The organism is Paenibacillus sp. GCM10012306 (assembly GCF_042649265.1).
GTDB lineage: Bacteria > Bacillota > Bacilli > Paenibacillales > Paenibacillaceae > Paenibacillus_AQ.
Map to the genome: position 1 here is coordinate 686,699 of NZ_JBHRYW010000002.1, position 22,577 is coordinate 709,275.

General features: G+C 42.7%; 19 protein-coding genes and 2 pseudogenes. 18 read left to right on the plus strand and 3 right to left on the minus strand.

The features are described from left to right. Positions 1 to 99 precede the first annotated feature (99 nt). The 3 genes from ACFORK_RS06880 to ACFORK_RS06890 all read left to right on the plus strand — a co-directional run bounded on the left by ACFORK_RS06880 (position 100) and on the right by ACFORK_RS06890 (position 4,546). Positions 100 to 327, plus strand: coding sequence for a hypothetical protein (locus ACFORK_RS06880; protein ID WP_379196952.1), 228 nt, complete (start codon positions 100 to 102; stop codon positions 325 to 327). A gap of 822 nt (positions 328 to 1,149) precedes the next feature. Continuing rightward, the gene (locus tag ACFORK_RS06885) at positions 1,150 to 2,421 is read left to right on the plus strand and encodes a sensor histidine kinase (RefSeq protein ID WP_379196954.1); all 1,272 of its coding nucleotides are present in this window, start codon (positions 1,150 to 1,152) and stop codon (positions 2,419 to 2,421) included. 379 nt (positions 2,422 to 2,800) lie between these two features. Continuing rightward, positions 2,801 to 4,546, plus strand: coding sequence for a DUF885 domain-containing protein (locus ACFORK_RS06890; RefSeq protein WP_379196956.1), 1,746 nt, complete (start codon positions 2,801 to 2,803; stop codon positions 4,544 to 4,546). Positions 4,547 to 5,214: 668 nt separating this feature from the next. On the opposite strand, the gene ACFORK_RS06895 is transcribed toward ACFORK_RS06890, so the two are convergent. Together ACFORK_RS06895 and ACFORK_RS06900 are read right to left on the minus strand one after the other, a co-directional pair. Next, positions 5,215 to 6,930 carry an ABC transporter ATP-binding protein gene (locus tag ACFORK_RS06895; RefSeq protein WP_379196958.1) on the minus strand — a complete coding sequence of 572 codons (1,716 nt, stop codon included), beginning with the start codon at positions 6,928 to 6,930 and terminating at the stop codon, positions 5,215 to 5,217. A 381-nt stretch (positions 6,931 to 7,311) separates the two neighbouring features. Further along, positions 7,312 to 8,637 carry a radical SAM protein gene (locus tag ACFORK_RS06900; protein ID WP_379196960.1) on the minus strand — a complete coding sequence of 442 codons (1,326 nt, stop codon included), beginning with the start codon at positions 8,635 to 8,637 and terminating at the stop codon, positions 7,312 to 7,314. A gap of 307 nt (positions 8,638 to 8,944) precedes the next feature. Between ACFORK_RS06900 and ACFORK_RS06905 the strand changes: the two genes are divergently transcribed. The 15 genes and pseudogenes from ACFORK_RS06905 to ACFORK_RS06975 all read left to right on the plus strand — a co-directional run bounded on the left by ACFORK_RS06905 (position 8,945) and on the right by ACFORK_RS06975 (position 21,152). Further along, positions 8,945 to 9,682 (plus strand): LytR/AlgR family response regulator transcription factor, encoded by a 738-nt coding sequence (locus ACFORK_RS06905; protein ID WP_379196962.1) that lies wholly within the window; start codon positions 8,945 to 8,947, stop codon positions 9,680 to 9,682. A gap of 104 nt (positions 9,683 to 9,786) precedes the next feature. Further along, positions 9,787 to 10,383, plus strand: a complete 597-nt coding sequence (locus tag ACFORK_RS06910) for a hypothetical protein (RefSeq protein WP_379196964.1) — start codon at positions 9,787 to 9,789, stop codon at positions 10,381 to 10,383. Positions 10,384 to 10,631: 248 nt separating this feature from the next. Next, entirely contained in the window at positions 10,632 to 12,257 is a 1,626-nt protein-coding gene (locus ACFORK_RS06915; protein WP_379196966.1) for a peptidase G2 autoproteolytic cleavage domain-containing protein, read from the plus strand. Positions 12,258 to 12,586: 329 nt separating this feature from the next. Then, a complete protein-coding gene (locus tag ACFORK_RS06920; protein ID WP_379196968.1) occupies positions 12,587 to 13,072 on the plus strand; it encodes an SRPBCC family protein in 486 nt (161 codons plus the stop codon). 589 nt (positions 13,073 to 13,661) lie between these two features. Further along, positions 13,662 to 14,699, plus strand: a complete 1,038-nt coding sequence (locus ACFORK_RS06925; protein WP_379196970.1) for a CobW family GTP-binding protein — start codon at positions 13,662 to 13,664, stop codon at positions 14,697 to 14,699. 169 nt (positions 14,700 to 14,868) lie between these two features. Continuing rightward, entirely contained in the window at positions 14,869 to 15,216 is a 348-nt protein-coding gene (locus tag ACFORK_RS06930; protein WP_379196972.1) for a four-helix bundle copper-binding protein, read from the plus strand. Positions 15,217 to 15,375: 159 nt separating this feature from the next. Beyond that, complete coding sequence (locus ACFORK_RS06935) at positions 15,376 to 16,344, plus strand: ATP-binding cassette domain-containing protein (protein WP_379196974.1); 969 nt, start codon at positions 15,376 to 15,378, stop codon at positions 16,342 to 16,344. Beyond that, positions 16,341 to 17,054, plus strand: a complete 714-nt coding sequence (locus ACFORK_RS06940) for a hypothetical protein (RefSeq protein ID WP_379196976.1) — start codon at positions 16,341 to 16,343, stop codon at positions 17,052 to 17,054. The genes ACFORK_RS06935 and ACFORK_RS06940 overlap by 4 nt, the downstream gene beginning before the upstream one ends. A 61-nt stretch (positions 17,055 to 17,115) precedes the next feature. After that, positions 17,116 to 17,580 carry a hypothetical protein gene (locus ACFORK_RS06945; protein ID WP_379196978.1) on the plus strand — a complete coding sequence of 155 codons (465 nt, stop codon included), beginning with the start codon at positions 17,116 to 17,118 and terminating at the stop codon, positions 17,578 to 17,580. Further along, the gene (locus ACFORK_RS06950; RefSeq protein WP_379196980.1) at positions 17,577 to 18,185 is read left to right on the plus strand and encodes a class I SAM-dependent methyltransferase; all 609 of its coding nucleotides are present in this window, start codon (positions 17,577 to 17,579) and stop codon (positions 18,183 to 18,185) included. The genes ACFORK_RS06945 and ACFORK_RS06950 overlap by 4 nt, the downstream gene beginning before the upstream one ends. A gap of 316 nt (positions 18,186 to 18,501) precedes the next feature. After that, positions 18,502 to 18,651 carry an RHS repeat-associated core domain-containing protein gene (locus ACFORK_RS06955; RefSeq protein WP_379197164.1) on the plus strand — a complete coding sequence of 50 codons (150 nt, stop codon included), beginning with the start codon at positions 18,502 to 18,504 and terminating at the stop codon, positions 18,649 to 18,651. Between the two features lie 586 nt (positions 18,652 to 19,237). Further along, a complete protein-coding gene (locus tag ACFORK_RS06960) occupies positions 19,238 to 19,600 on the plus strand; it encodes a Na-translocating system protein MpsC family protein (RefSeq protein WP_379196982.1) in 363 nt (120 codons plus the stop codon). Positions 19,601 to 20,462: 862 nt separating this feature from the next. Next, positions 20,463 to 20,519: pseudogene (locus ACFORK_RS06965) on the plus strand (hypothetical protein); the annotation flags it as partial. Between the two features lie 19 nt (positions 20,520 to 20,538). Beyond that, a pseudogene (locus ACFORK_RS06970) lies at positions 20,539 to 20,643 on the plus strand (helical membrane plugin domain-containing protein); the annotation flags it as partial. 98 nt (positions 20,644 to 20,741) lie between these two features. Continuing rightward, on the plus strand, positions 20,742 to 21,152 hold the full coding sequence (locus ACFORK_RS06975) for a phosphate-starvation-inducible protein PsiE (RefSeq protein ID WP_379196984.1): 411 nt from the start codon (positions 20,742 to 20,744) through the stop codon (positions 21,150 to 21,152). A gap of 534 nt (positions 21,153 to 21,686) precedes the next feature. On the opposite strand, the gene ACFORK_RS06980 is transcribed toward ACFORK_RS06975, so the two are convergent. Further along, complete coding sequence (locus tag ACFORK_RS06980) at positions 21,687 to 22,577, minus strand: NAD(P)-dependent alcohol dehydrogenase (RefSeq protein WP_379196986.1); 891 nt, start codon at positions 22,575 to 22,577, stop codon at positions 21,687 to 21,689.

Consider the following 22,577-nt stretch of genomic DNA (forward strand, 5'->3'; position numbering starts at 1 on the left):
AATCAAAGGTTCATCTTTATATATACTCCTTATACTCTATAAGATTAATGCATGAACCTTATAAGACAGATGTTTAAGAACACCAGATTGACTATTTTATTGGCAACAGGATTATTTGTCTTGCTGACTGTAGGTGGTTTGTTATGGCGGGTTCAACAGAATTCAGAGGACTTCGGCACCATGATTCAAAATATGGCGCTTGCCACCCTGAATGAGGACCCCGAGTTTCAGCTTTATTATAGTGCGGAAGAAGTGAATGGTCTTCGATGGGATTCCATTAAGCTTTCCGACTATTCGGATGCCTATTACCAACAAAATAAACGATGATACCGAAGAATTTTTGAAAAAGTAGAATGCATTCGACGCTGCCAAACTTTCCTCGGAAAACAAGCTTACCTACGATATCCTCAAATGGAACCTAAGCGCGGAGCAGCAATTGAACAAATATTCGGATTTGAACACAGGCGGATATCTTTCTCTAATCAATTTCTCGCCGTGTTTTGCGAATAACTACCCGATTCGTAGCCAAGCAGATGCAAAAAATTATATTGTTGCGCTGAATGGGTTTTCGGACAAGGTCGCACATTTCATAGACAGAATTCAGGACAAACAAGAGAAAGGGTTCATCCCCACTTCTGAATCTTGAAGGAAATACTCACGGGTTATGAAAATTTACGGAACATGAAACCGGAAAAAACGGTATTGCACACTTCATATGTAGAGCAATTATCGGAGATAAAGGGGGTTGGAGTCAGCCGGGTGAGGGAGAGTATTATTCTGCTCTGCTTAGAGTTTACACGGGCACGGACTTCAGTCCTCTGGAAATTAACGAGATCGCCAAACGCAAAGCGGAAGATATTGTAAAGGAGCTAAGAAGGCCTGGTCCCGGGGAAAACACAAGAGACTACAGCTGTAAACAAACGCGTAGTACGAGATAAATTACTGCAAACGGTTAACCGCAGTATGTCGGAAATAAAGCCCAAGTTGTTCGTTTGGTTTGAAGAAGCGCTTATTCCCAGCAATTCAGTGGATGGGTGTTTATATCCGGCTCCGTTCTTCTTCGTAACGGTAATATGCCATTTCCGATACTGGAGCAGCAAGTGAATCAATATATCAAGTCCGTCAAATAAAAGGAGAGCAGACCCCGACATGATTAAACGCACGCTAGTACGAATGACGATATGGAACAGCACGGTCGTATTTTGCTTGCTCATCATGCTGGGGGGAGCGTTATACGAGCTGGTGCGTTATCGGATCTATTCCGACATTGACCGTCAGCTGGTATTTAATATTGACAATATGTATCAAATTTCTCTAAATAACGGGGATCAAGTCATTAACATTGATTCGAAAGAACCGGAACGTTTTAAGATGTTATTTTATTGGGATTCCAACGATACATTGATTCAAAGCGTATATTATAAATCGCCATATATCGTATTGGGTTCAATGCTTCGGGAAAAACAAAACTACCTGGGACCCGAGTCGATACGCGTGGGCAAGAAAACCTATCGATTCGTGAGCAGACCCTATCAAGGCAATTTGCCAGTAGTCGAGAAGCTGTCTAACACGCCTTTGAAAACAGTTCAGATATTTACGGAAATTTCTGCCGAGGCGTATTATTTGAATCGGTTATTATGGAGTATTAGTATCGGAATCGGTATCGGCGCGTTATTATCTATCATCGCAGGTTACGCATTGGCTAGACGGGCGCTCATTCCGATTCAGAAGGCTTGGGACAAGCAGCAGCAATTCGTTGCAGATGCCTCTCACGAGTTGAGGAGCCCGCTTTCGGTCGTCCGAGGGCAAGCACAAATATTGTTACGCCATCCCGATCATACGATCGAGGAAGAAAGCGCTCCAATTTCAGCCATTCTGAAAGAAACAAAAAGAATGAGCAACATGGTAGACGGGCTACTTCTTCTGGCAAGAGGCGATTCACATGAGGAAGTTATCTCATGCAAACCTGTGCGAATTGACGCGATCATTAAAGAGATTGCAAAAAATATGGAGCCCATAATGGATTATAAGCATTTGCGTTTACAGCTTCATGTCGAAGGCTCGGAATTGCTCATGAATGGAGATGAGGATCGTCTCATACAGTTGTTCATGATTTTGTTGGATAATGCTATTAAATTTACGCAGGCGGATGGGCAAATCGATCTTGAGTGTCTTAGGCAGGGGAAGTCAGTTCTCATAACCGTCAAGGATAACGGAGTGGGTATTTCGGAACACGAATTACCACTCGTATTTAATCGATTTTACAAGGGAGATTCCTCTAGAAATAGAGGGGATCATGGTGCGGGTCTAGGGCTATCGATCGCGCGTTGGATCGTCGATCAACATCAAGGCTCTGTCCACATTAGCAGCGGGGTAGGGTGTGGTACGACTGTTATGATTCGTATTCCGGTGATTACTTAAATAATAGAGTTGATAGGATACCGCGGCAGCCGACCAGACAATCGGCTGCCGTTTTCATTAAGCTAAAGGACAAATAAGTTGAATTGCGGTGAACCTTACCTCTAGTCAGTGGTTATAAAGCGGTAAATAGAATTGAAGGTTGATGAAGGAGTAAATCTATAACCGAATTTGGGGACTCGATTCGGAAGCGGGAATTGGCATCGTTGACTCTATGTCCATTATCTTCAGAAGGAGCTGTCTTCTTGGCATGCCGATCAATATATCCAAACCGTAAGAGGTTTGGGCTACATACTCAGAATAAATGAGTAGTTTTTCAAAGGGAAATCAAAGGTTCATTAGCTATAATCTCCTAAAACACATATAAAGGGGGATATAAGATATGAACCTTGTACCACAGGTATTTAAGAAAAATCGTCTGGCCTTGCTATTGGCTGTGGGATTTCTCGTATTGCTGATTGCAGGCGGTTTGTTATGGCAGACCCAACATCAGTCAGAGAGTTTTGACGCATTGATTCAGAAGATGGCGTTTGATACGCTTAAGGATAACCCTGAGACACAGCTTTTTTTTGACGTGAAAAATGTGGAGGGAATCCGATGGGATCCCACTAAGCTTACGGACCTGTCGGATGCCGATTACGAACAATTAAACGAAGAGAGAAATGGTTTTCTTAAAAAATTGAATAACTATGATGCTGCCAAGCTTTCCCCGGAAGACAAACTCACCTACGATATCCTCAAATGGAACCTAGGCGCGGCGCAGCAAGTATATAAATATGGGGATCTGAACACGAATCACTACATTTCCCTATCCATTTTTCCGCCGTATTTCGCGAACAACTATCCGATTCGCAACCAAGCAGATGCAAAGAATTATATCGTTGCGCTGAACGGGTTTTCGGATAAAGTCGCGCATGTCATAGATAGAATTCAAGACAGACGGGAGAAAGGTATTGTCCCTGCTTCTGAATTTCTGAAGGAAATGCTTACGAGTTACAGCAATTTGCGGAATACGAAACCGGAAGAAACGATTCTGTACGGTTTATATGCAGAAAAATTAACCGAGTTAAAACTCAATCCCTCCGAAGAGGAGAAGCTAAAAAAAGCGTTAGCGCAAACCCTAACCGATCATGTACTGGCTTCTTACGGCAAACTTGCCGATGTGATCAAGAACGATCTTATGAAGCAAGCATCCGTGAGCCAAGGAATCTGGAGTCAGCCGGGCGGCAGCGAGTATTATTCTGCAAGCCTCAAACTTACTACGGGTACGGACCTCAGTCTTCAGGAAATTCACGAGATTGCTAAACGCAAGGTAGAAGAGACCGTGAAGGAGCTAAGAAGGGGAGCTTCGGGTCAAGCACAGACTACATCTGCAGCCAGATTACTAACCGGAGACGAATTGCTGCAAGCGTTAAATAGCAGTCTGTCGGATGCCACGCCCTACTTGTCCGATTGGTTTGAAGAGGAGCTTATCCCGGACCATCCCGTGGACGTGCGGGCGTATTCGGCTCTTTTCGCATCGGCAGGTGGAATGTATATCCCCTTATCTATAGATGGTGATAGGATCGGGAGATTTGTCATTCCGCTCGAAAACCCGACCTCCGAAGAAATGGTTAAAATGCTTGCGTTGCATGAGGGTATTCCAGGACATCACTTTCAAATTTCGATTCAATATGATCAACCAACCATTCCATTAATTCGCAAAATAATGATGACGTCTGGATACGTAGAGGGATGGGCGGTCTATATGGAAAGCTTATGCGCGGAGAAGGGCTTACTTGATCGGAACACGGTACTAAACCGTTTGCTGGGCAATTCTATAGGTACCGTGATAGATACGGGTATCCATGGGCTGAAGTGGACAAGAGAACAAGCTAATGAGTATATGGTGAGTGCCATCGGAACCGGGAACGATGCTTGGATTGACAGTGTCATTGCCTATCCAGGACTAAACGAAAGCTATGCGATCGGATCGGAGCAATTCCAATCCCTTCGAGAGAAGGCGGAAAGCGAACTCGGGGATCGCTTCGATATCAAGGCATTTCATTCCGTTCTTCTTCGAAGTGGTAATATGCCATTTCCGATATTGGAGCAGCAAGTGAATCAATACATCAAGTCCGTCAACTAAAAGAAGAGCAGAACCCGGTATGATTAAACACACTAGTACGAATGACGATATGGAACAGATGGAATAATCAATTAATGATCAATGAAAGATCAGTAATAAATTGGTTATCTAGGAGCAGAAGTGAGGAGAGGGGAGCCGCTATTTATTTCACACTGCATAAATCAATTTGGGAATTTATTAATAAATGATGGCGAAGAATTCCCAGCAATATGCCCATATGCATACGCTTATCTAAACTGGAGAAAAACAATTCTAAAATCAGAACCTTTTCACAGCAATATTAGATGAAGAGAAGAGCAATTTCAAGAATGAAGCCATTTACTCCATTACATGTTGCAATAAATCCCAATTGACATAAGAAACTATGTCAAGCCATACGTGAAAAATACGATTTTTAAATAAAAGAAAAAGAATCATTCTTTGATGATACTGTAGAAAGTTTATTCCGAAATCTTATAATTAGCCGCGTATGGGTAAACCATTGATCTAGAATTTCAGATCAATGGTTTTTTTATTGTCAAGGAAGAGAGCTGTCGTTACGGTAATCGGTACATGTTCTTGTCCTCTGGTGGTTAGCATACACCATCTACTGAAGAATCTAACATGAGCTATTAAACTACTTTAATTGAAGAAAAACATTGTAGGCTATTAGTGCCTGATGCGAAATTTCATGAGTTCATTTTCAATAGATTATGTAAAGGAGGCACCTCCGTTGTTTCCCTCATGAAATTAACTGCCTGCACAGCCCCATCCTTAAGGTAATACAGGGTCTCGCAAATATTTTGAATATCTTGGCTGTGTGTGATTATTATAATGATTTTGTTATGCTTTATCGTATCCAAATATTCCATAAATTTAATAGAGCTCTCTATATCAAGAGCAGATGTAGGTTCATCAAAAATCATAACCTCAGGGTTTTTATTCAATACGCGCAATATGGACATTTTTTGTTTTTCTCCACCAGATAGGTTAGTGTTGTTCTCATGTATAATCGTATCTAATCCTTCAGGTTGCCCATTTATATAGTCGCTTAAATTCAATATATCAATATATTTATGAAGTAGATCCTCGTCAGGTATAGGAGAACCCAAACAAAGATTATATCTTAATGTATCATTGATTAGTATCGGCTCTTGCTCGGATATCCCGATATGTTTCTGTCTCAGTTCATTTGTATTGATCTCACGGATATCTACATCATTATACGTAATCAATCCATTTCTTTCTTCTGAGTAAAGTCCCGCCAATAAATCAACCAATGTGCTCTTGCCTGAACCATTGGCTCCAATTATTCCATATATTCTACCTTTCTCAAAATGCACTGAAACATCTTCAAGAACCTTATCTCCTCCATAACCAAAACAAAGGCCTGCTGTATGTATGGAGTGGACTTGAGCAAGTGTGCCGTTGCTTTGTTTTTCATCCGGCTGATCTAGAATCTTCATTAAACGGTGATAAGATACAAGGTTTTCCTGGTACGTTTTGCCCAAATTAAAAAAGTATCTCGCGGATCCAAGCATCATATTAAAGTAAGCTGAGAAGATGGTGAACATACCAATAGTGAAGTTCCCTTTCATAATTAGAAAACTTCCGATTAAAAAGAGAAGGATTTGTGCGATCATGGACACGATTCCATCAGCACTAGAGAAGAAATACGATATTCTTTGGTTCTTAATTGCAGCAGAGAATAAGTTCTCAAAGCTGGAAGCTAATCTGTGTCGGAATTCTTTGTGAAAGGAGTGGAGTTTGATAAACCGGGTATATTGAAGCTGCTCTTGTAAACTGGAAAAAAAGGAGCCTTGAGTTTCTTTGAACAACATACTTACTGTAAAAAGGCTTTTCTTTGAGTACGAATAAATTAGTATATATAACATCATAAAGCTTATAAACATTAGAGAAATAACACTGTTCATTCTAAAGGAAATATAAAAAGTGGCTATGAGTGTTAATGCATTGGTCAAAACATTCTGTAAAAAAGTAATGCAGAAAATAACCACAGCATTGGCATCATTGTTGATGGTTTGGTTGAGATATGCAGTATTATTTCTATTTATAAATGAGAGCGACATATCCTGAACGTGAAACAAAACATTTTTATTTAATTCGTAACCTATTCTAACTTGCATCTTTACATACATCATAGAACTCACATAGCCAAGAATTAGCTTCGCCATCGTTATCGCCGCGAAAAACATGCAGTAACGATAGACGGATTCCATTGCTTCTTCAGATACAAGAGCATCTATAAAATTCCCAATCAAGTAAGGACTCAAAATGGAGATGCCGCCAATGATCAAAGTTATTATTATATAGGCAATTAAATACACTTTATATCTTTGAAGATATGGATTGCATAATTTGAAAATTTTAATGGGACTCACCACTTTACGTTAATATAACGCGTTAAAAGAACCGCAAAAGCAGTTTGAAGAATTCATCTCAAACTGCTTTTGGTTAATGCTATGTTAAACCCCTGCATATATTTTTCAGATTAAAACTGTGAGGCTATAAGTAAACTAATTCAAGTTTAAGTCTGACCGTACCCAACTTGCCCAGGACGACATATCATTAGAGTTAAGCAGTTGGATGAACATGGGTTTAAGGGAGAGCATAAGCTACTACCATAATAACAAGTACAACTAGACACTGTTAAAGGTGATAATTCACTACCGGTATTAATTCCTTCAATTAAGTACTCCATTTTTAAGCCTCCTTATTAATAAGTACAAATTGGTAATCTATATGCAAGGGTTCACATACAAAGTTTAAACTGCGGAAGGTTGATGCTGTGGACGAACTGGACTATTTTTAAGTCTTTTAGTAATCACGGTTAAATAATTCTCTAACATGAACTTGTAGATAGAGCACTTATCGTTATTATTCGCCAATCTTCGAAATGGACATCCCCCCATACACACAGGGAGAAGTTTGCATTTGGAGCAACTACCCGAATTCGTCGGATCATACATCATGTAATCCAATAGCGCTTTATTGGCAACACCCTGATTATCATTTATATTGCCGAAGCTCCGTTCCTCATCGCCAATATCGCACCAGCATTTATATAATGTGCCTTCTGCCCCAATAATAAAACTGCTCATACTATCCGCTCCGCAAAAGCATGATGCCAGAGAGGGATAACTATTCAGAATATCAACCTCATTTTGCAGGGATAAATGATGATTAAAATCCTCTTTTGAGAATTCATACATGGTAAGGCACTCTGAGCTCGTATAGCAATTATTATCATTTGATATTTTTCCTAGATAGGGCACTACTCTGTGCTCCATTTTGTGTTCCTTAAGATAGTCAAGGATGTTTTTTCCAGATTCCAAATTATTCTTATCAACGTTTATACGAAGAGAAACATGTGGAAGAATATCAATGTTTTCTTTTAAGTTATTCATAATGACGTTAAAGGTTGGTTCACCATTGGCTAACGGGCGCCGACGATCATGCATTTCGGCCATGCCATCCAAAGTTACTTGAAGCATAGAAATTTTGAATTCTTCGAACTTCTCGACTTTATCTCTTGTTAAAAAATAACCGTTAGTTACCATATTGGCGGAATATTCAATTTTATTCTCTTCGCAAATGGCAATGAAGGCCTTCGAAAGTCGCTCAATCGTATGGAATCCCATCAGCGGCTCACCGCCGTACCATGTTGTATTAAATGCGCTAATAGAGCTAGCTTTACTTTTAAGTAAATCGATAATTTTATCCTCTGTTTCAATGCTCATGTATTTAGGTTTAATTACATCTTTCTCATAACAATACGAGCATCGAAAGTTACAATCCGAGGTCGTAGCAATCGTAAAGGAAAGCGAAGTAGTGGAATATCGACTATTCAGCATGTTAAAGCGGATCAAATCAAGTTCATTCACATCGTCATCAAGTAAAAAGAGTCCTTTCCTGAGTGAAGCAATTAATTGGTCGTCCTCGATGTCTACTCCATTCTCGCAAAATTCCACGAGCATGTTATGTTTGTCTTTTTCAATAAGACCTAAAGCATTTGAACGTGAATTATAGGCAATCAATTTGCTGGTGTCTTCTTCATAGGGGAAAAAGAAATTGTAATTTGATGCTTTCATATTAATCTCTCCCGGATATATATTTTGCACTATATAAGCTGGTTTGAAGTTTGCTTTAAGATAGGATTTGAGAGTGGTTTATGAGAATAATAGCTGCTTGTTATAATCACCTCCGTGATGTTTTTATACGAGCTTTTTTTAGTGAAAGATATTGTGATTATAATCACAAATATAAATGAAGTGTTATCTGTTACCAATAATTATAGCAATAATGGATTAAAAATGTTAAATTATATGCGAAAAACATAAAAAGATATTCAAACATCTATATATTACTATTTTAAGATAAAAAAGGAGGAATATTATATTGTTCCATCTGGCTATTTGTAGTGAAGAAACGGAGATTCATTCACTGTTTACAGCATATCTTGATCAACTTTCATACAACACTTCATTTACATTCAAGATAACCAGTTTTCTTGGAGGAGAGGAGTTAATACAGACCTATAAAGAGCGTCAGGAATATTTATTTGATATCCTCATTATTGATATAGAGATGAAGGATGTGTCCGGAATCGATGTTGCTAACATCATTCGTAGAATACCGGATCGGAACGTACATATCATATTTCTGGCAGATCATGAAGGTTATATGAGAGAAAGTTTAGAGGTTTTAGCCTGTCAATATTTTTTGAAACCCGTCACCTATGCTTTATTTGAAACTAAGATGATCAAACTTTGCAAATATATCCTCTTGTGTATTCATCCAGCTTTAATGCTTAAAACTGAAAGTAAACAAATCGTACTGCGAAATTCTGATATTATTGCAATTCTTAAAATAAAGCACTCGCTTGTTCAAAATAAACTTAACGTAATTACAGAACAGGAAACTCATTTAATTTCAGGAACCCTTTTGGAGTATGCCAATCAATTAACATTCCCGTTTATTCCTATTCATCGTTCCATTATTGTAAATATGGAGCATATTCGACAGTTCAATTCAAATTTCGTACTAATGTCGAATGGAGAGTCTTATACTGTTGGACGAACTCACACTAAAGATTTCAAGAGAGCTTATAATACTTACTTTAATTATCCACATTAAAAATGTGATGGAGATTGTTCGCGAACCGCATATTTCTCACCCCACCAAGCCATGCTACAACTGACAGGTGTAGCATTACGATTTTTTCAGGAAAGGGTGGCGGGATGAAGCGACAATGGCTTCAAGTGCTGGCTGCTGTGTTTGGTTTGACAGCTGTGCTGGCAGGCTGCAGCGGGCATCAGATCCGCAAGGAAGCGGACAAGTACAGCATGAAAGCTTATGAGGACGGGGTGCAGCGCGCACAGTCACAGGGAAAAGGGCTTAACGGGCGTTTTCTGGGTGAAATGCGCCGCTCATTTGCTGGAGAAGGGATTAATTTGACGCACGAGATGTTTGCTGAAGATAGCAGGGGAAATGTCAGCTACCAGTATCTGATCGCCGGACAGCCCTCTCAGAATATTACGCTGCATGTATTCTCAGACTTGAATGAGCGGAAGCAGCGAATTCCGGCTTGGTATGGGAGCAATGATATTGCTGAAACACCAACGACAAAGACAGAGATTTATAGCAAATACAATGCCTCACTTGTCTATACATCGATGGGTAAGGAGAAGGCTAAATATTCTGAAAAAATTAAGGCTTTGTTTACCGGACTGTTGGAACGTTTGAATCTGTCGAAGGAAGAGCCGCCACAGCATCTTAAAAAGCTGCAAAATGGCAATCAGATCTACTACGGACCCACACCAACATCACGAAGCTGATGGGAAATGTGGTTTTAGGCAGGCGTGTCATTCACTAAGGATGATGCGTCTGCTTTTTGGTATGAATCTTGGCTGGGTGAGCAAGAGTTTCTACTGTGGCGTGCTATTATATGCTTGCGGCCTATAATTCTTTCAGTCATCTTGACAGAAAACAGGCGAAGCTCGTAGTTTAATAGCCATTGCTGTCCTATCTAACCCGAATATTATAGCTATGTACAATTAATATATTTTCTGGGGTGATAGGTGGCATGGCAAATGAATACAACCAGAATGAGACTGAGCAATACTCTACAGTAGAGGGAATCGATACAACTTCCAGTGGCATTGCATCGCATGTGGAAGGCTACCAGACCAATGCCACGTTTAACGCAGCTCATGCCGAAGGTAGCAGTACGACCTCAAGCGGGAGCGCCTCTCATGCAGAGGGATACCAGACGTTGGCCAGTGCAGATACAGCGCATGCCGAAGGAAATACAACCACAGCTAGCGGCAGTGCTTCCCATGCGGAAGGTTTTCAGAGTCAGGCTACTGCAGACACGGCTCATGCGGAGGGATCATCGACCATTGCCAGCGGCGTGGCCTCACATGCCGAAGGAACACTAACGACGGCTTCCGGATTATTTTCACACGCTGAAGGGGAAGGGAATACGGCCAGCGGCAGGGCTGCCCATGTGGAAGGCGGAGGCCTAGATCCGCAGTATACGCCCTCTCCGAATCTGGCGAGCGGAGCTAGCAGTCATGCCGAGGGTGTGGGGAGCATCGCCCTTGGGTTCGCTGCTCATGCGGAGGGAGGCACAATTAGTATAACTGGTTCGCCGGGTCCCCGAGCGATCGGAGATTTTTCCCACGCTGAGGGACAAAGCACGGTAGCGATTGGCTCACCGTCCCATGCGGAAGGGCTGAACAGCATCGCCAGCGGCCATGTGGGATCGCACGCTGAGGGGCAGAACACCATTGCCAGTGGAACTGCTTCTCATGCCGAAGGCTTCCATACCCAAGCTAGCGGGTCTTCTGCTCACGCTGAAGGTGCATATACATTGGCCGACGGTCTATTTTCACACGCCGAAGGTATTGGTAACCTAGCCGACGGGCCCTACGCCCATGCGGAAGGTGAGGACAATATCTCCAGTGGTGAAGCCTCCCACGCCGAAGGCCAGGGGAACATTGCTACGTTTGCTGCGTCTCATATTATGGGGCGCTTTGGTGACGCGGATGAAGCGTACTCCTGGTTTATCGGTAACGGTACCTCCAGTACGATTAGAGGATTGGGGGCCAAATGGAGCGGCTCCACCTTCGATATGTTCATTGACGGTATGTATTTGAGTCCGGGTGCTGACTATGCCGAAATGTTCGAGACCGCCGATGGCCTGCCATTAGATGTTGGTTACTTTGTCACCGTTCAGGAAGAGGACCGGATCCGTAGGGCTACATCTGCTGATAATTTTATTATTGGGATTACAAGTGCTACTCCCAGCTTTGTGAGCAACAGTGCAGGACTGCGCTGGCAGAACAAATATGTGACCGATGAGTGGGGGCGCAAACAGTACCATGAAGTGACTCTGCCAGCTAATCAGGACAATGATGGACAAGTGCTGATTCCTGAGCGCAAGGAAATGCAGCCACTCCTGAACCCTGCTTGGGACGCCAATAAGGAATATTTTCCCCGCCTAAAACGGCCGGAATGGGTAGCAGTAGGATTAGTTGGACAAATTCGAGTTCGGGATGATGGAACCTGTGTTACACATGGATATTGCCGACCGAATGACGAAGGGATCGCGACTGCCGCTGAGCACGGATTTTTTGTCCTGAAGCGGACAGGAGCCAATCAGATCGTGGTCCTCTTGAACACCGTTTCGGGGCAAGCGGGACGATGAGAACGACTTTTAACCGGAAGATACATCATTAAAGACCACGGAGAAGTTCATGCAACTGTCCCCATTTCGCCTAGGCACGTATGCTTTCTTCCTGAGACGTTTAATCGGATTGGGTAAGAATGAGGAGTAGCGGAGACTGTTCTTACAGGATTTTTGATAGTAGAATAGATTAGTACAGCGTGTATTGAAAAATAGAGTCCCATCCTATTGCGAAGTAAAAGCTATTATGACCAGTAGCTCGAAGCCGGGGATTATATGATTATAATTCGGAAGATACGAGAATGCTGGAAAGTAATTTCGTATCACTCATTGTACCAAGGAGGATAAAAGTGATAGCTTCCATTGAAAAAACAGAGGTAGGGTATACCGCTCGTTTTGACAGGCATTGGCCTTTTTCCGCAGAGGAAGTATGGTCTTGGTTGACAGAGAATGACAAGCTGCCCCAATGGTTCCCTGAACTGCGAGTGAAAGACCTTCGTAAGGGTGGGAGTCTCATGTTCGACATGCAGAACGGCTCATGTATATCGATGGAGATCACCGATTTTACACGATATGCAGTGTTGGAATTCACCTGGGGCGCTGATCTTGTGCGCTTTGAGCTGTCCCCTGAGACGGGCGGCTGCCATCTGGTATTGATTGAGAAGCTAGGCAAAGTTACAGGTCATACCCCCAAAGACCTTGCGGGATGGCATGTGTGCCTGGAGGTCATTGTATCCTTGCTGGAGGAGAATCCATTACAGTCTCGCGATGAGGAATGGAAGAAGTGGTATGGAGAATATGAGCGGTTGCTACATCCGTATGTAACTGCTGACTGAACTGGGAAAGGAGGACCCGGCCATATTCATGGCTTTAAGGGGACCTCCTTTTTTTGCGCGGCGGTGAACTCAGCCTTCAGGGCTGACCAAAGGCTGGTCAGCGCCTGGAACGTATCGGATTATCTTTTTTTGCGGCTACGAACGCTGGATACTGTGCACATTACATCTTTAACGGAATAAGAGTAGCAGTGTTTTGGAATCGGCACACAGTGATGACGTCTGATGACTTCTACGGGATGAATGACATTGACCACCTGTGGGTGATAGTAATCTTCATACACGAAAGACGGCGGGTCAGTTACAGTTTGTTCTGGACAGTTGGGGCAAAAAGTCATTTCAATTCAGCTCCTCTTCATTGGACTTATCGTATTATACGCACATAACAAAAGCCTGCTTGGTCTATTGTCTTGTAGGCTGTAAATTAGGTGAATGTCACCCCAATACCGAAGCTTTCTGAGCGGTTATCTTGGTTGAAAAGGGTTTTGCCTAAACTTTCGCTAAGCGTGAACAGCATCGGACTGGCTTGCATGGATATGACTTGTTGTAGTACACTCGCTACCATAACGAATTTTTCAGGGAGAGATGAAACATGGAACAGGCCATACCTGTGTATATATTGTCAGGCTTTTTGGGGAGCGGTAAAACAACGTTATTGCAGCGTCTCTTGGATCACTGGAAAGGCCAGGGCTTACGCCCGGCCGTTGTGATGAATGAACTGGGAGAGGTGAATCTGGATGGTCTCCTGGTGGAACAGTCCGTGCCCATGGCTGAATTACTTGGCGGCTGTATCTGCTGCTCAATCCGTGGCGATCTTAGCACTGAACTGGCGACGCTGATCAAGAAGGAATCGCCAGATGTTGTCGTGATTGAAGCAACCGGGGCGGCCAATCCGCTGGAGATCGTTGACGGGGTGACTGAAACCTCGTTGTATCTGAAGGTAGAGCTGAAGAGCCTGATCACCGTTGTGGATGCCGGACATCTTCTGGAGCTGCACCGCGCCCAGCAAGGGGCAACCTATCGTCTTATGCAGGAGCAGATTCGCTGTGCTTCGATACTTATTTTGAACAAGACGGATCGGGTGACGGAAGAAGAGAAGGAGGAAGTTCTGACTGTTCTGCGAAAATGGAATGCATACGCGGCAATAATGCCGGCGGTTCGCTGTGAGCTGGAGTCTGAGGAAGTGCTCAGTCAGGCCGGAGGCATTCGTCTTGAAGCCGAGGATTTAACAGAGGTATCCGAAGAGGATGACACCTTACACGAAGGTGATACAGAGAGCGATCATACTGCATCGGGGTCCACCCATGCGCTGCATGATCATGTCATGGCTTACACCCATTATTTCAAAAATCCGGTGAACAGTGAAGAATTCGAGCAATTTATCAAAGATTTACCGCGGGATGTCTATCGGGCTAAGGGAATTGTGGAGTTCAATGATACCTCTAGCCGATACCTGTTCCAATATGCCTACAGAGAAGCAGATTACATGAAAATCACGCCGCAAGGAGATGTCTCTAACGTGGCGGTATTTATTGGTGAACATTTCTCGTCAGGTGAGCTGCGCAATCAGCTGCTGCGACTGGAGAAACGCCTGCTCGTACGGCCAAATGCAATTAGACGGAGCTTGTAACTGTCTGTGAAGGGCCACAAGGTCTGGTTCGTTGCTTTTCTTGCAGGTTAATAGATAGGCATACCGAATCAATTTCATAATGCGGATTTCAATCCGAATAGGTACGATATCACTTATGGATTTATGAAATTGATTCATCCCCTATAAACAATCGCAGGAGGTTAAGGCTATGACCCGAATTCAGTATCAGGAGTGCATTGATGCTTGTATCAGAACCATGAACGCCTGTAATTACAGCTATGTCTCAAGCCTGAAAGAGTACCGCCTGGAGGAGCTTCGTGAGAGTATTCGGCTAGATCGGGAATGTGCGGATATTTGCTCCTTTGCCATCCAGGCCATGACGCGTCAAAGTCCATTTGTGGTTCAGATTCTGCGCCTGTGCGCAGAAATTTGCGAAGCCTGTGCCAATGAGAGCAGCAAGCATCTACATAGGCATTGCCGGAGTTGCATCCAGGCTTGCCGGGAATGTGCAGAAGCCTGCCGTATAATTAGCGAAACCGTTGAGGTGTATGCTTAAGAAGCTGCCCTGAATCTTTTACAATATTAAAACCAGACCTTAGGTTAGTGATAACTTGGGTCTGGTTTTATTTCGTTTTCTCTCCAAAAATTAGATTCATTAAGAGGAAAAAGGAATCCGTCCGGCGAATTACAAGGAGGGAGTAAGGGAGTGTGGGCCATGAATGATTCTATAGGAATTAGAACAGGAAACGGTATCGCTGAAAGTCCAGCCGAGGCCACCTGTACCGAACTTGAAGCTGTGAGCAAAAGTTATGCCGGACGCCTGGTGCTCCAAGAAGTGTCGATGAATATACGTCCTGGGACGATTACTGCCCTGATCGGCCGAAATGGTTCTGGTAAAAGTACGCTGTTGTCCATTCTCGCAGGTCTGGTTCAGGTTACATCGGGAGTCATCCACAGGAAAACTGACCTGCTGATCGGTTATGCGCCCGAGGCGTTTCCAGGGCTTAAGTTTACACCGGAGCAGTATTTACGCAGTATGGGGAAAATACGCGGGTTATCTGCCGGTGAGATTGAAGTACGCATGGCAGAATTACTGGAGCTGTTTCAGCTGGTACCTTTTCAGGGGCAGCCGATGATTAACTTTTCTAAAGGGATGTTGCAGAAAATAAATCTGATTCAAAGCTTGCTTGTAGAGCCAGAGTTGCTGCTTCTGGATGAACCAATGTCCGGTCTGGACCTTTCGGCGCAGAATACGCTTGTTCAGCTGTTGCGTGAGCGGAAGAAGAAGGGGACGGCTGTGATCTTCTCTGTTCATGAGCCGCAATGGGTGGAGGCTCTTGCTGACCAACTGCATATTCTGCAGGCTGGACGTACTGTACGAACATGGCAGGGAATGGACGAGTTGTCCGCACGTCCCTCAACATACATTGTATTCAAGCATTTACAGGAAGAAGAGCTTCTTGATTGGCGGGAACAGCCGGGGTTTCTTTCCATGCAAGCCGTGACTGAATTACCTGACCAGCCCTGTCTGGGACTGTGTGTTGATGCTGCAGTATCCGATAACTTTTTGCGACTTGTGCTGGAGCGGGGAGGATCTATTGTATCTGTGGAACTACGCGATGGCTGGGCAGATTTAGTGCAGTGGATGAATCCTAAAACCCCAGAAGGGGGCGAACGGTCATGACCTCGCTTGTTGTGTACATGCTGCGCAGTTATACTCTTTCCCAGCGTTATTTTGCCCCTTTTGCAAGCATCATTATTGCGGTTCTGGTGTTGTATTCCTATACACCCAATCCAGTTATGAACAGCTACGCGGCTACGGCCGTGATCCTGTTTACCGGCTGTGCCTGGCTGGGTCTGAGCTTTCTGAACCACGAACATCCGGTACAGAGACAACTGACGACCGTTCATTTACGCAGTATTAGAAAATACAACATGGGATCTCTCCTCACACTTGGGGTACTGATTTTGCTGCTGGACCTGCTAATCGTTGTATATCCGCTGGTGACAGGACGCTTTGATGAAAAAGCAGGACTATACCGGATCATGCTTGCTTTAGTCGGTCATGCGCTGCTTGGCATGTTGGGGATTGCGATCTCACTATTCCTGCAGTCGTCCATGATCAAGAAAGCCAGCCATGCTACCGGAATATTACTTGGTGTAATTATAGTATCCATTGGAGGTACGAAGATTACGGAGTTATTGCCAGGTTCTTTGACCTACCTGCGGCTGCTACTCCCACCAGTGTCTTCCGTCATGGATGCAATGATGAATGCTGACCAGATTCCTGGGGTGGATATGCTGATCCCTTTCCTTCACATATTCATCTATACAGCATTATTGATCGGATTCTATAGCTACATAGCGGGCAAGAGAGATATGAATAAAAATTAATGGCTCTATCTAATGATCAGAGATGTATTTAAAATCCAAAGATTAATGAACGGGAGGAACGATGAAGGATACCAGAATACCGGAGAGTGAACAATCGAAGGAACTGTTTGCCTATTTCGGCTTGGCAGTCTACTATTGCCAGGCGCTGGAACAGCAGCTCACGAATCTGCTTTTGCTGACCAAGCTTTCGCAAGGAAAGACGCCCACGGAAGCTGATCTTACGGATCTGTACCAGCGCAAACTCAGCAACTCACTCGGCCAACTCATCAAAGAAATCCAGCATCACTTTCCGTTCTCCGAAGAAGAAACGGCACAATTGCAAGAGGTCTGGAAACAGCGCAATCATATCGTCCACGATTATTTCAAGGAGCGCATTCAGGAGACTTTCACCCCGGCGGGAAGATCTCAAATGCTGCGTGAGCTGAAACGTTTCAAGAATAAAGCTAGCAGACTGGAGAAGACCCTGCAGGGGTATTGTACAGAGTTGTACGCGAAGCTGGGTCTGGAAGAGGAGCATTTGTTATGAACGAAATCTTCAAGCACGTCCCGCTATACCGTTATCTTAGCTATTGCAATGAAACAGGACTGGAACGTACGGTGCTAGATTGTGGTGCGGGAGGAGACAGCCCTTCTTTAGGGTTGTTTGCCCAACATGGATACACTACCCGCGGCATTGAATTTGATCCTGTAGCTATAGCACAAGCTCAGGCTTACGAACAGGAAAGAGGGCTTCAACTGAACATTGAGCGTGGGGATATGCGGAACTTACCTTTTGCCGATGAATCCTTCAGCTTCGTGTACTCCTATAATTCCATCTTTCATATGAGAAAAGCAGAGGTTTCGCAGTCCCTGCAAGAAATGATCCGGACCCTGAAGCCGGGAGGAATCATGTTCGTCAACTTCTTAACCGTTAATGATTTTCGTTGCGGGGAAGGCCCTCACCTTGGGGACCATCAGTATGAACAGTTTGATGACGATCAGCCGGTTATTCATTCCTACTACACAGCTTCGGAAGCAGATCCCTTATTCGGTAATATGGAAGTCTTGTTCAAAGAAGATCGTATCTTAGAGAGAATCTTTGAGGGCGAACGTATTCGCCAGGGTTTTGTCGATTACATCGTTAAGAAATAAGTAAGACAGCAGGTTTATAAGATGGATCCGACGGGTCTGTTTTATAAACCTTTTTTTGTGGTTCTTTCTCAAAATTAGTGCTGTTATTTTAATTTGAGGGAATCAAATTCAGAAATCAGATATGAATCGAACCACACCATAAATAAACTAAAGGTTGAAAACCATTTCAGACGCAAAGAACAGAATTTATCAATGGAGTTGGTGATAATTTCTTGGCGTTCAATGTGAATTTCCAGTATAACAAGCAGCGTTTAGATAAAGTGCAAACCAATGTGGAAAACTCGTGAATGAGTATGCCTACGATGTATGAGGAAATATTACCAGTCAAAAGGAGAAGACTTCCAACCCGTTTAAATACACTGGTGAGGTGTATGATGAGGAGAGCGGGCTGTACTCTCTTAGAGCAAGATATTATGATTCGAGTATCGGGCGGTTTTTAAATGAGGATGAGGGGTATACTACATGAAACATGTTCTTAAAGAAATCAAATCAACTTTTATGGCCAAGAAGATTTTTTTCATCGAAGAAGAGCAAGTGGTTAATTCGTAACAAAATACAAGCTACTGCCACATTTTAAGAGCGCTCCGCTGTTTTGTAGAATTGAAAGTAATAGCCTTCCTTCGGTTGTTCCCATGAGTGCATCGACTTCAAGTAATAAGCGATTCGGTTTAATTTGATAAATATTAAGAAGGTGCTATAATAATTTCCAAAGATTAAATTAATAACTCAACTTTCGCACCTAAAAAATCGGCGTAAACCCTTGAGGGTGTAAGGGGATTCAATTTTTTTACTCGTATTGACAAAAAAACACCTCGCTTGTTTGGTGTCATGGAAGTGTCGAATCAACCATGCCAGCCAAACAAAAAAGGTAACTTTATGTTACAATAACATTCCCTGTTTGAACAGTCTACAAACGCCGGATGGAATCCTTTTCCCGAAGTTTTTGAAAGCCTGGCCCCATCGAATGCCAAAGACATCAAAGGCGCTATATCAAGGGTTTGTTTGGCGATTTGAACTGCGAAAGTTAAGTTAATAAGAAAGAAGATTTGCATATGTCTACAAATATTCATCAAATCGAACAACAATTTGCTAACTTGGTTCGGGCCTATCGTAAACAGCATATTGGAAAAGGTCCTGAGAAAATAAAAGTATCATTTAGTGGTACTTGGGCTATTGCTCATATGATTGGAAGCCTCAGTCCAGTAGAAAAGTTTATTGCTCAAACTGAGGAAGGGCACACAATGATATGGCAAGCTAGGACACAGATGATTAAGCAATTATATAAAAAAATACGACCTTCAGGTCTGGAAGAATTAGTTGGTGCAAAATTATTAAAACTATATGCAGATATTAATGTAGAGGAAGATGAAGCTATTTCAATATTTGTATTTGACAAACCAATAGATAAACTGTAGGATTGAATCGTGGATTAGTCAATGGTACATGGTGCTAATTACTAACTGCGTGTCACAACTTGGTAAGTAAATTGCTTCGGATTGTATTCGACGATGATAGTACTTGTTGTCGGCAAAAATTTCAAATTTAGTTTATGGCGGATTGGCCTATGGTACGTATGTGCTAATAACTAACCACCATTTTGTAAGATCACATGATCTTAACAAAATGGTGGTTTTTCTGTATAAAGGGGTGTTATATGGGGAGTTTTGATAAACATGGGTCGTTCCTGTGACGTCGTACTCGTGGAATAGACCCTGAAGAAACAAAAAATATAATGAAAAGAAGTGAGATTAAAATAAAAATTGCGAATTTAATGAATAATACACCAATAAGAGATGAATATATTTTGTAGACAAAAATAAAGTCTCCCATCAAAGTTATCAGACAAATAAAAATAAATAAGTTCATTGGTGTAAATTCAAGTTTCTAATTTTTAAGGAAAGAAGGTTATCTCTACAGTTTTACAGAGGTAATCTTCTTGAAATCCCAATTGATACCTGAAGTTATATAAAGTCTATTTGGATGTGCTGGCAGTGTATCTGTTTGCCGTTAATGTCTTAATATAATGGCGGATTTATGGAGAATGCTTGATTACTACTCTACCATAAGAGAATGTGTCTTATGGTGGAGTTTTTTGTGCCATGAAATTTGAAGGGGTCATACCCTGAGTGAACAGACAGTAAAAATCAAGCTAAATGAAAATTAGTGGAGGTCGAAACCGGTTCAACCATATTGGAGGCCATTTACTGATATGGGATCGTCCATCCTCAAATATGTTAAATCCCATAAGTTGATCCTATTTAGACTTGCGATACTTGCATTGTGGAAGCGGATGGAAAGCTTGTTCGTTCCTGTTCCACAAAAGTTCTGGAGGGGATGCGTGTTCAATTGCCCTCTGATCAACAATCTTATGAGTACAGCAAGGGTTTTATCCGAAATGGACCCTGAGCTTACCAAAAAGCTGCTGGGCAGCGTGTCTTCCGGCATTGATGAAGCAAGCCCCGATCAAGGGGGCACGGTTATTCTCGGCGAAGTTGTTTACTGCCGTAACATCATGTGAACACTGATGACGGACTTACACGTGAAGGAGTTCATGCTATGAGATTAAACACCTTTATCATTAAAGGTTTCCAGATCATTTTGAACGGATCATTGATTATTTTCGGATTTTTGTTAACCATTTTTATGATCCGTCATCTGAGTCGGATCTTTGTATTCGCGATTTATCCTACTTCAAATGTACATGACATTTTACAAGAAATTTTGGATTTTTTCTTTTTCTTTGCTTTTATTTCAATTGTCGTCAAATATTTTAAGGAAAATTATCACTTTCCCATTCGGTATTTATTATATATCGGCATAACCGCAAGCATCCGTTTCATTATCGTTAACCAAGGAAATCCGAAAGACAATTTGTTTTTATCCGTTGTCATTCTTATTCTGTTGGTAAGCTTTTTGCTGGTGAGCAAATTTCATAAACAATCGGATGGGTTCAGACGGGATGTTTGAAATAAACCCGAATGCCTAAAGTAACGTAAAAAATATGGACGTGGGGAATATTGAATCCGGCCGAGTTTATGTGTAAGATTATCCGGTTCCATGATGGTACAAACTATTAAGTTAGGTCAGAAACTACCCTCTCTGTGGATGCCTGAGAGGGTAGTTTCTGTTTAAAAGAACAGTCTACGAATTTATATGTTCCTTTAGTAGTTGGAAATAGACATGTCTGTTAGCTTTAGAGTTAAAGAGATCGTGGGAGCTATCCCCAAAGATAATGCTCTGGTCAAAACTTGCGGTGTACGAGAGCATCATGACTTGATACGATCGACCTCGATAAGAATGAATACGATGAAGGTTGTATTTCATGAGCGAAAAGCAAACAAAGCAAGTAGATGAACTGGTAAAGCGGGACTCTTTGGCGTGAAGGGCAGATTAATAATCCGCTGTGATTCTCTACAACATTTGACGTTCTTCACAACTTCCTCTTTGAACTATCACAGGCTCACAGCGGCTTCATTACTCCACACTTCATCAGTCTGATGGCTACATAGTAATAACTACATTCCCTCTTTTATGTCCCTTTTCAACGTAAACATGAGCCTGAGAAATCTGTTCGAAGGAGTAGCATCGATCGATGACCGCTTTCAATTCTCCGGCTTCTACAAGTTTTGTGAGGAGGACTAAGTCCTCAAGATTTTCTTTGGCCAGACCGCCAGCTACCGAAATGTATTTGCCGTTTGGCGTCAATGCTTGTTTGCTACTCGACTTTGAGCTTTTGCCGACAGCATCAAAGATAAGGTCATAACGACGCTCTTTTTTCGAAAAATCCTCTTGGGTATAGTCAATGACATGATCTGCTCCGAGTAACTTCACCAGTTCAAAATTACGGCTGCTGCATACAGCGGTAACGTTAGCTCCAAAGTGCTTTGCCAACTGAATGGCGGAAGTGCCCACGGCTCCAGAAGCGCCAAAGATCAGCACGTTTTGACCTTTATGAATATTTCCTTTGCGGAGAAAGTGCAGGGCCGTCGTTCCCCCAAAAGCAATAGCTGCACCCTCCTCAAACGTCATGTTTTGCGGTTTTGTCGTGAGTACTGCATTCTCGGAGAGGACGATATATTCTGCATGAGCGCCAACCTTCATCCCGGTATAGGCGATAATGGACTCACCTTTCCTGAATTTGGTCACGTTCTTACCGATAGCCTCGATGGTTCCGGACAACTCACTTCCTAGAATATCTTTTCTTGGTTTCGTGAGACCGAAGAGGAGCCTCATAACCAGCATCTTGCTGTTACGCAAGACACAGTCACCAGAAGTTACAGTCGTTGCCTGTACTTTTATTAATACCTGGTCGTCTTGAACAGATGGTGCTTTGACTTCTTTAATCTGTATAACATCCGGTGTTCCGTATTTCGTACATATCGCAGCCTTCAT

Coding starts and splice junctions, on each gene's coding strand:
- ACFORK_RS06935 (WP_379196974.1), top strand. CDS start 15,376: ATGAATGATTCTATAGGAATTAGAACAGGAAACGGTATCGCTGAAAGT.
- ACFORK_RS06940 (WP_379196976.1), top strand. CDS start 16,341: ATGACCTCGCTTGTTGTGTACATGCTGCGCAGTTATACTCTTTCCCAG.
- ACFORK_RS06975 (WP_379196984.1), top strand. CDS start 20,742: ATGAGATTAAACACCTTTATCATTAAAGGTTTCCAGATCATTTTGAAC.
- ACFORK_RS06885 (WP_379196954.1), top strand. CDS start 1,150: ATGATTAAACGCACGCTAGTACGAATGACGATATGGAACAGCACGGTC.
- ACFORK_RS06925 (WP_379196970.1), top strand. CDS start 13,662: ATGGAACAGGCCATACCTGTGTATATATTGTCAGGCTTTTTGGGGAGC.
- ACFORK_RS06910 (WP_379196964.1), top strand. CDS start 9,787: ATGAAGCGACAATGGCTTCAAGTGCTGGCTGCTGTGTTTGGTTTGACA.
- ACFORK_RS06890 (WP_379196956.1), top strand. CDS start 2,801: ATGAACCTTGTACCACAGGTATTTAAGAAAAATCGTCTGGCCTTGCTA.
- ACFORK_RS06900 (WP_379196960.1), bottom strand. CDS start 8,637: ATGAAAGCATCAAATTACAATTTCTTTTTCCCCTATGAAGAAGACACC.
- ACFORK_RS06945 (WP_379196978.1), top strand. CDS start 17,116: ATGAAGGATACCAGAATACCGGAGAGTGAACAATCGAAGGAACTGTTT.
- ACFORK_RS06930 (WP_379196972.1), top strand. CDS start 14,869: ATGACCCGAATTCAGTATCAGGAGTGCATTGATGCTTGTATCAGAACC.
- ACFORK_RS06950 (WP_379196980.1), top strand. CDS start 17,577: ATGAACGAAATCTTCAAGCACGTCCCGCTATACCGTTATCTTAGCTAT.
- ACFORK_RS06960 (WP_379196982.1), top strand. CDS start 19,238: ATGTCTACAAATATTCATCAAATCGAACAACAATTTGCTAACTTGGTT.
- ACFORK_RS06915 (WP_379196966.1), top strand. CDS start 10,632: ATGGCAAATGAATACAACCAGAATGAGACTGAGCAATACTCTACAGTA.
- ACFORK_RS06980 (WP_379196986.1), bottom strand. CDS start 22,577: ATGAAGGCTGCGATATGTACGAAATACGGAACACCGGATGTTATACAG.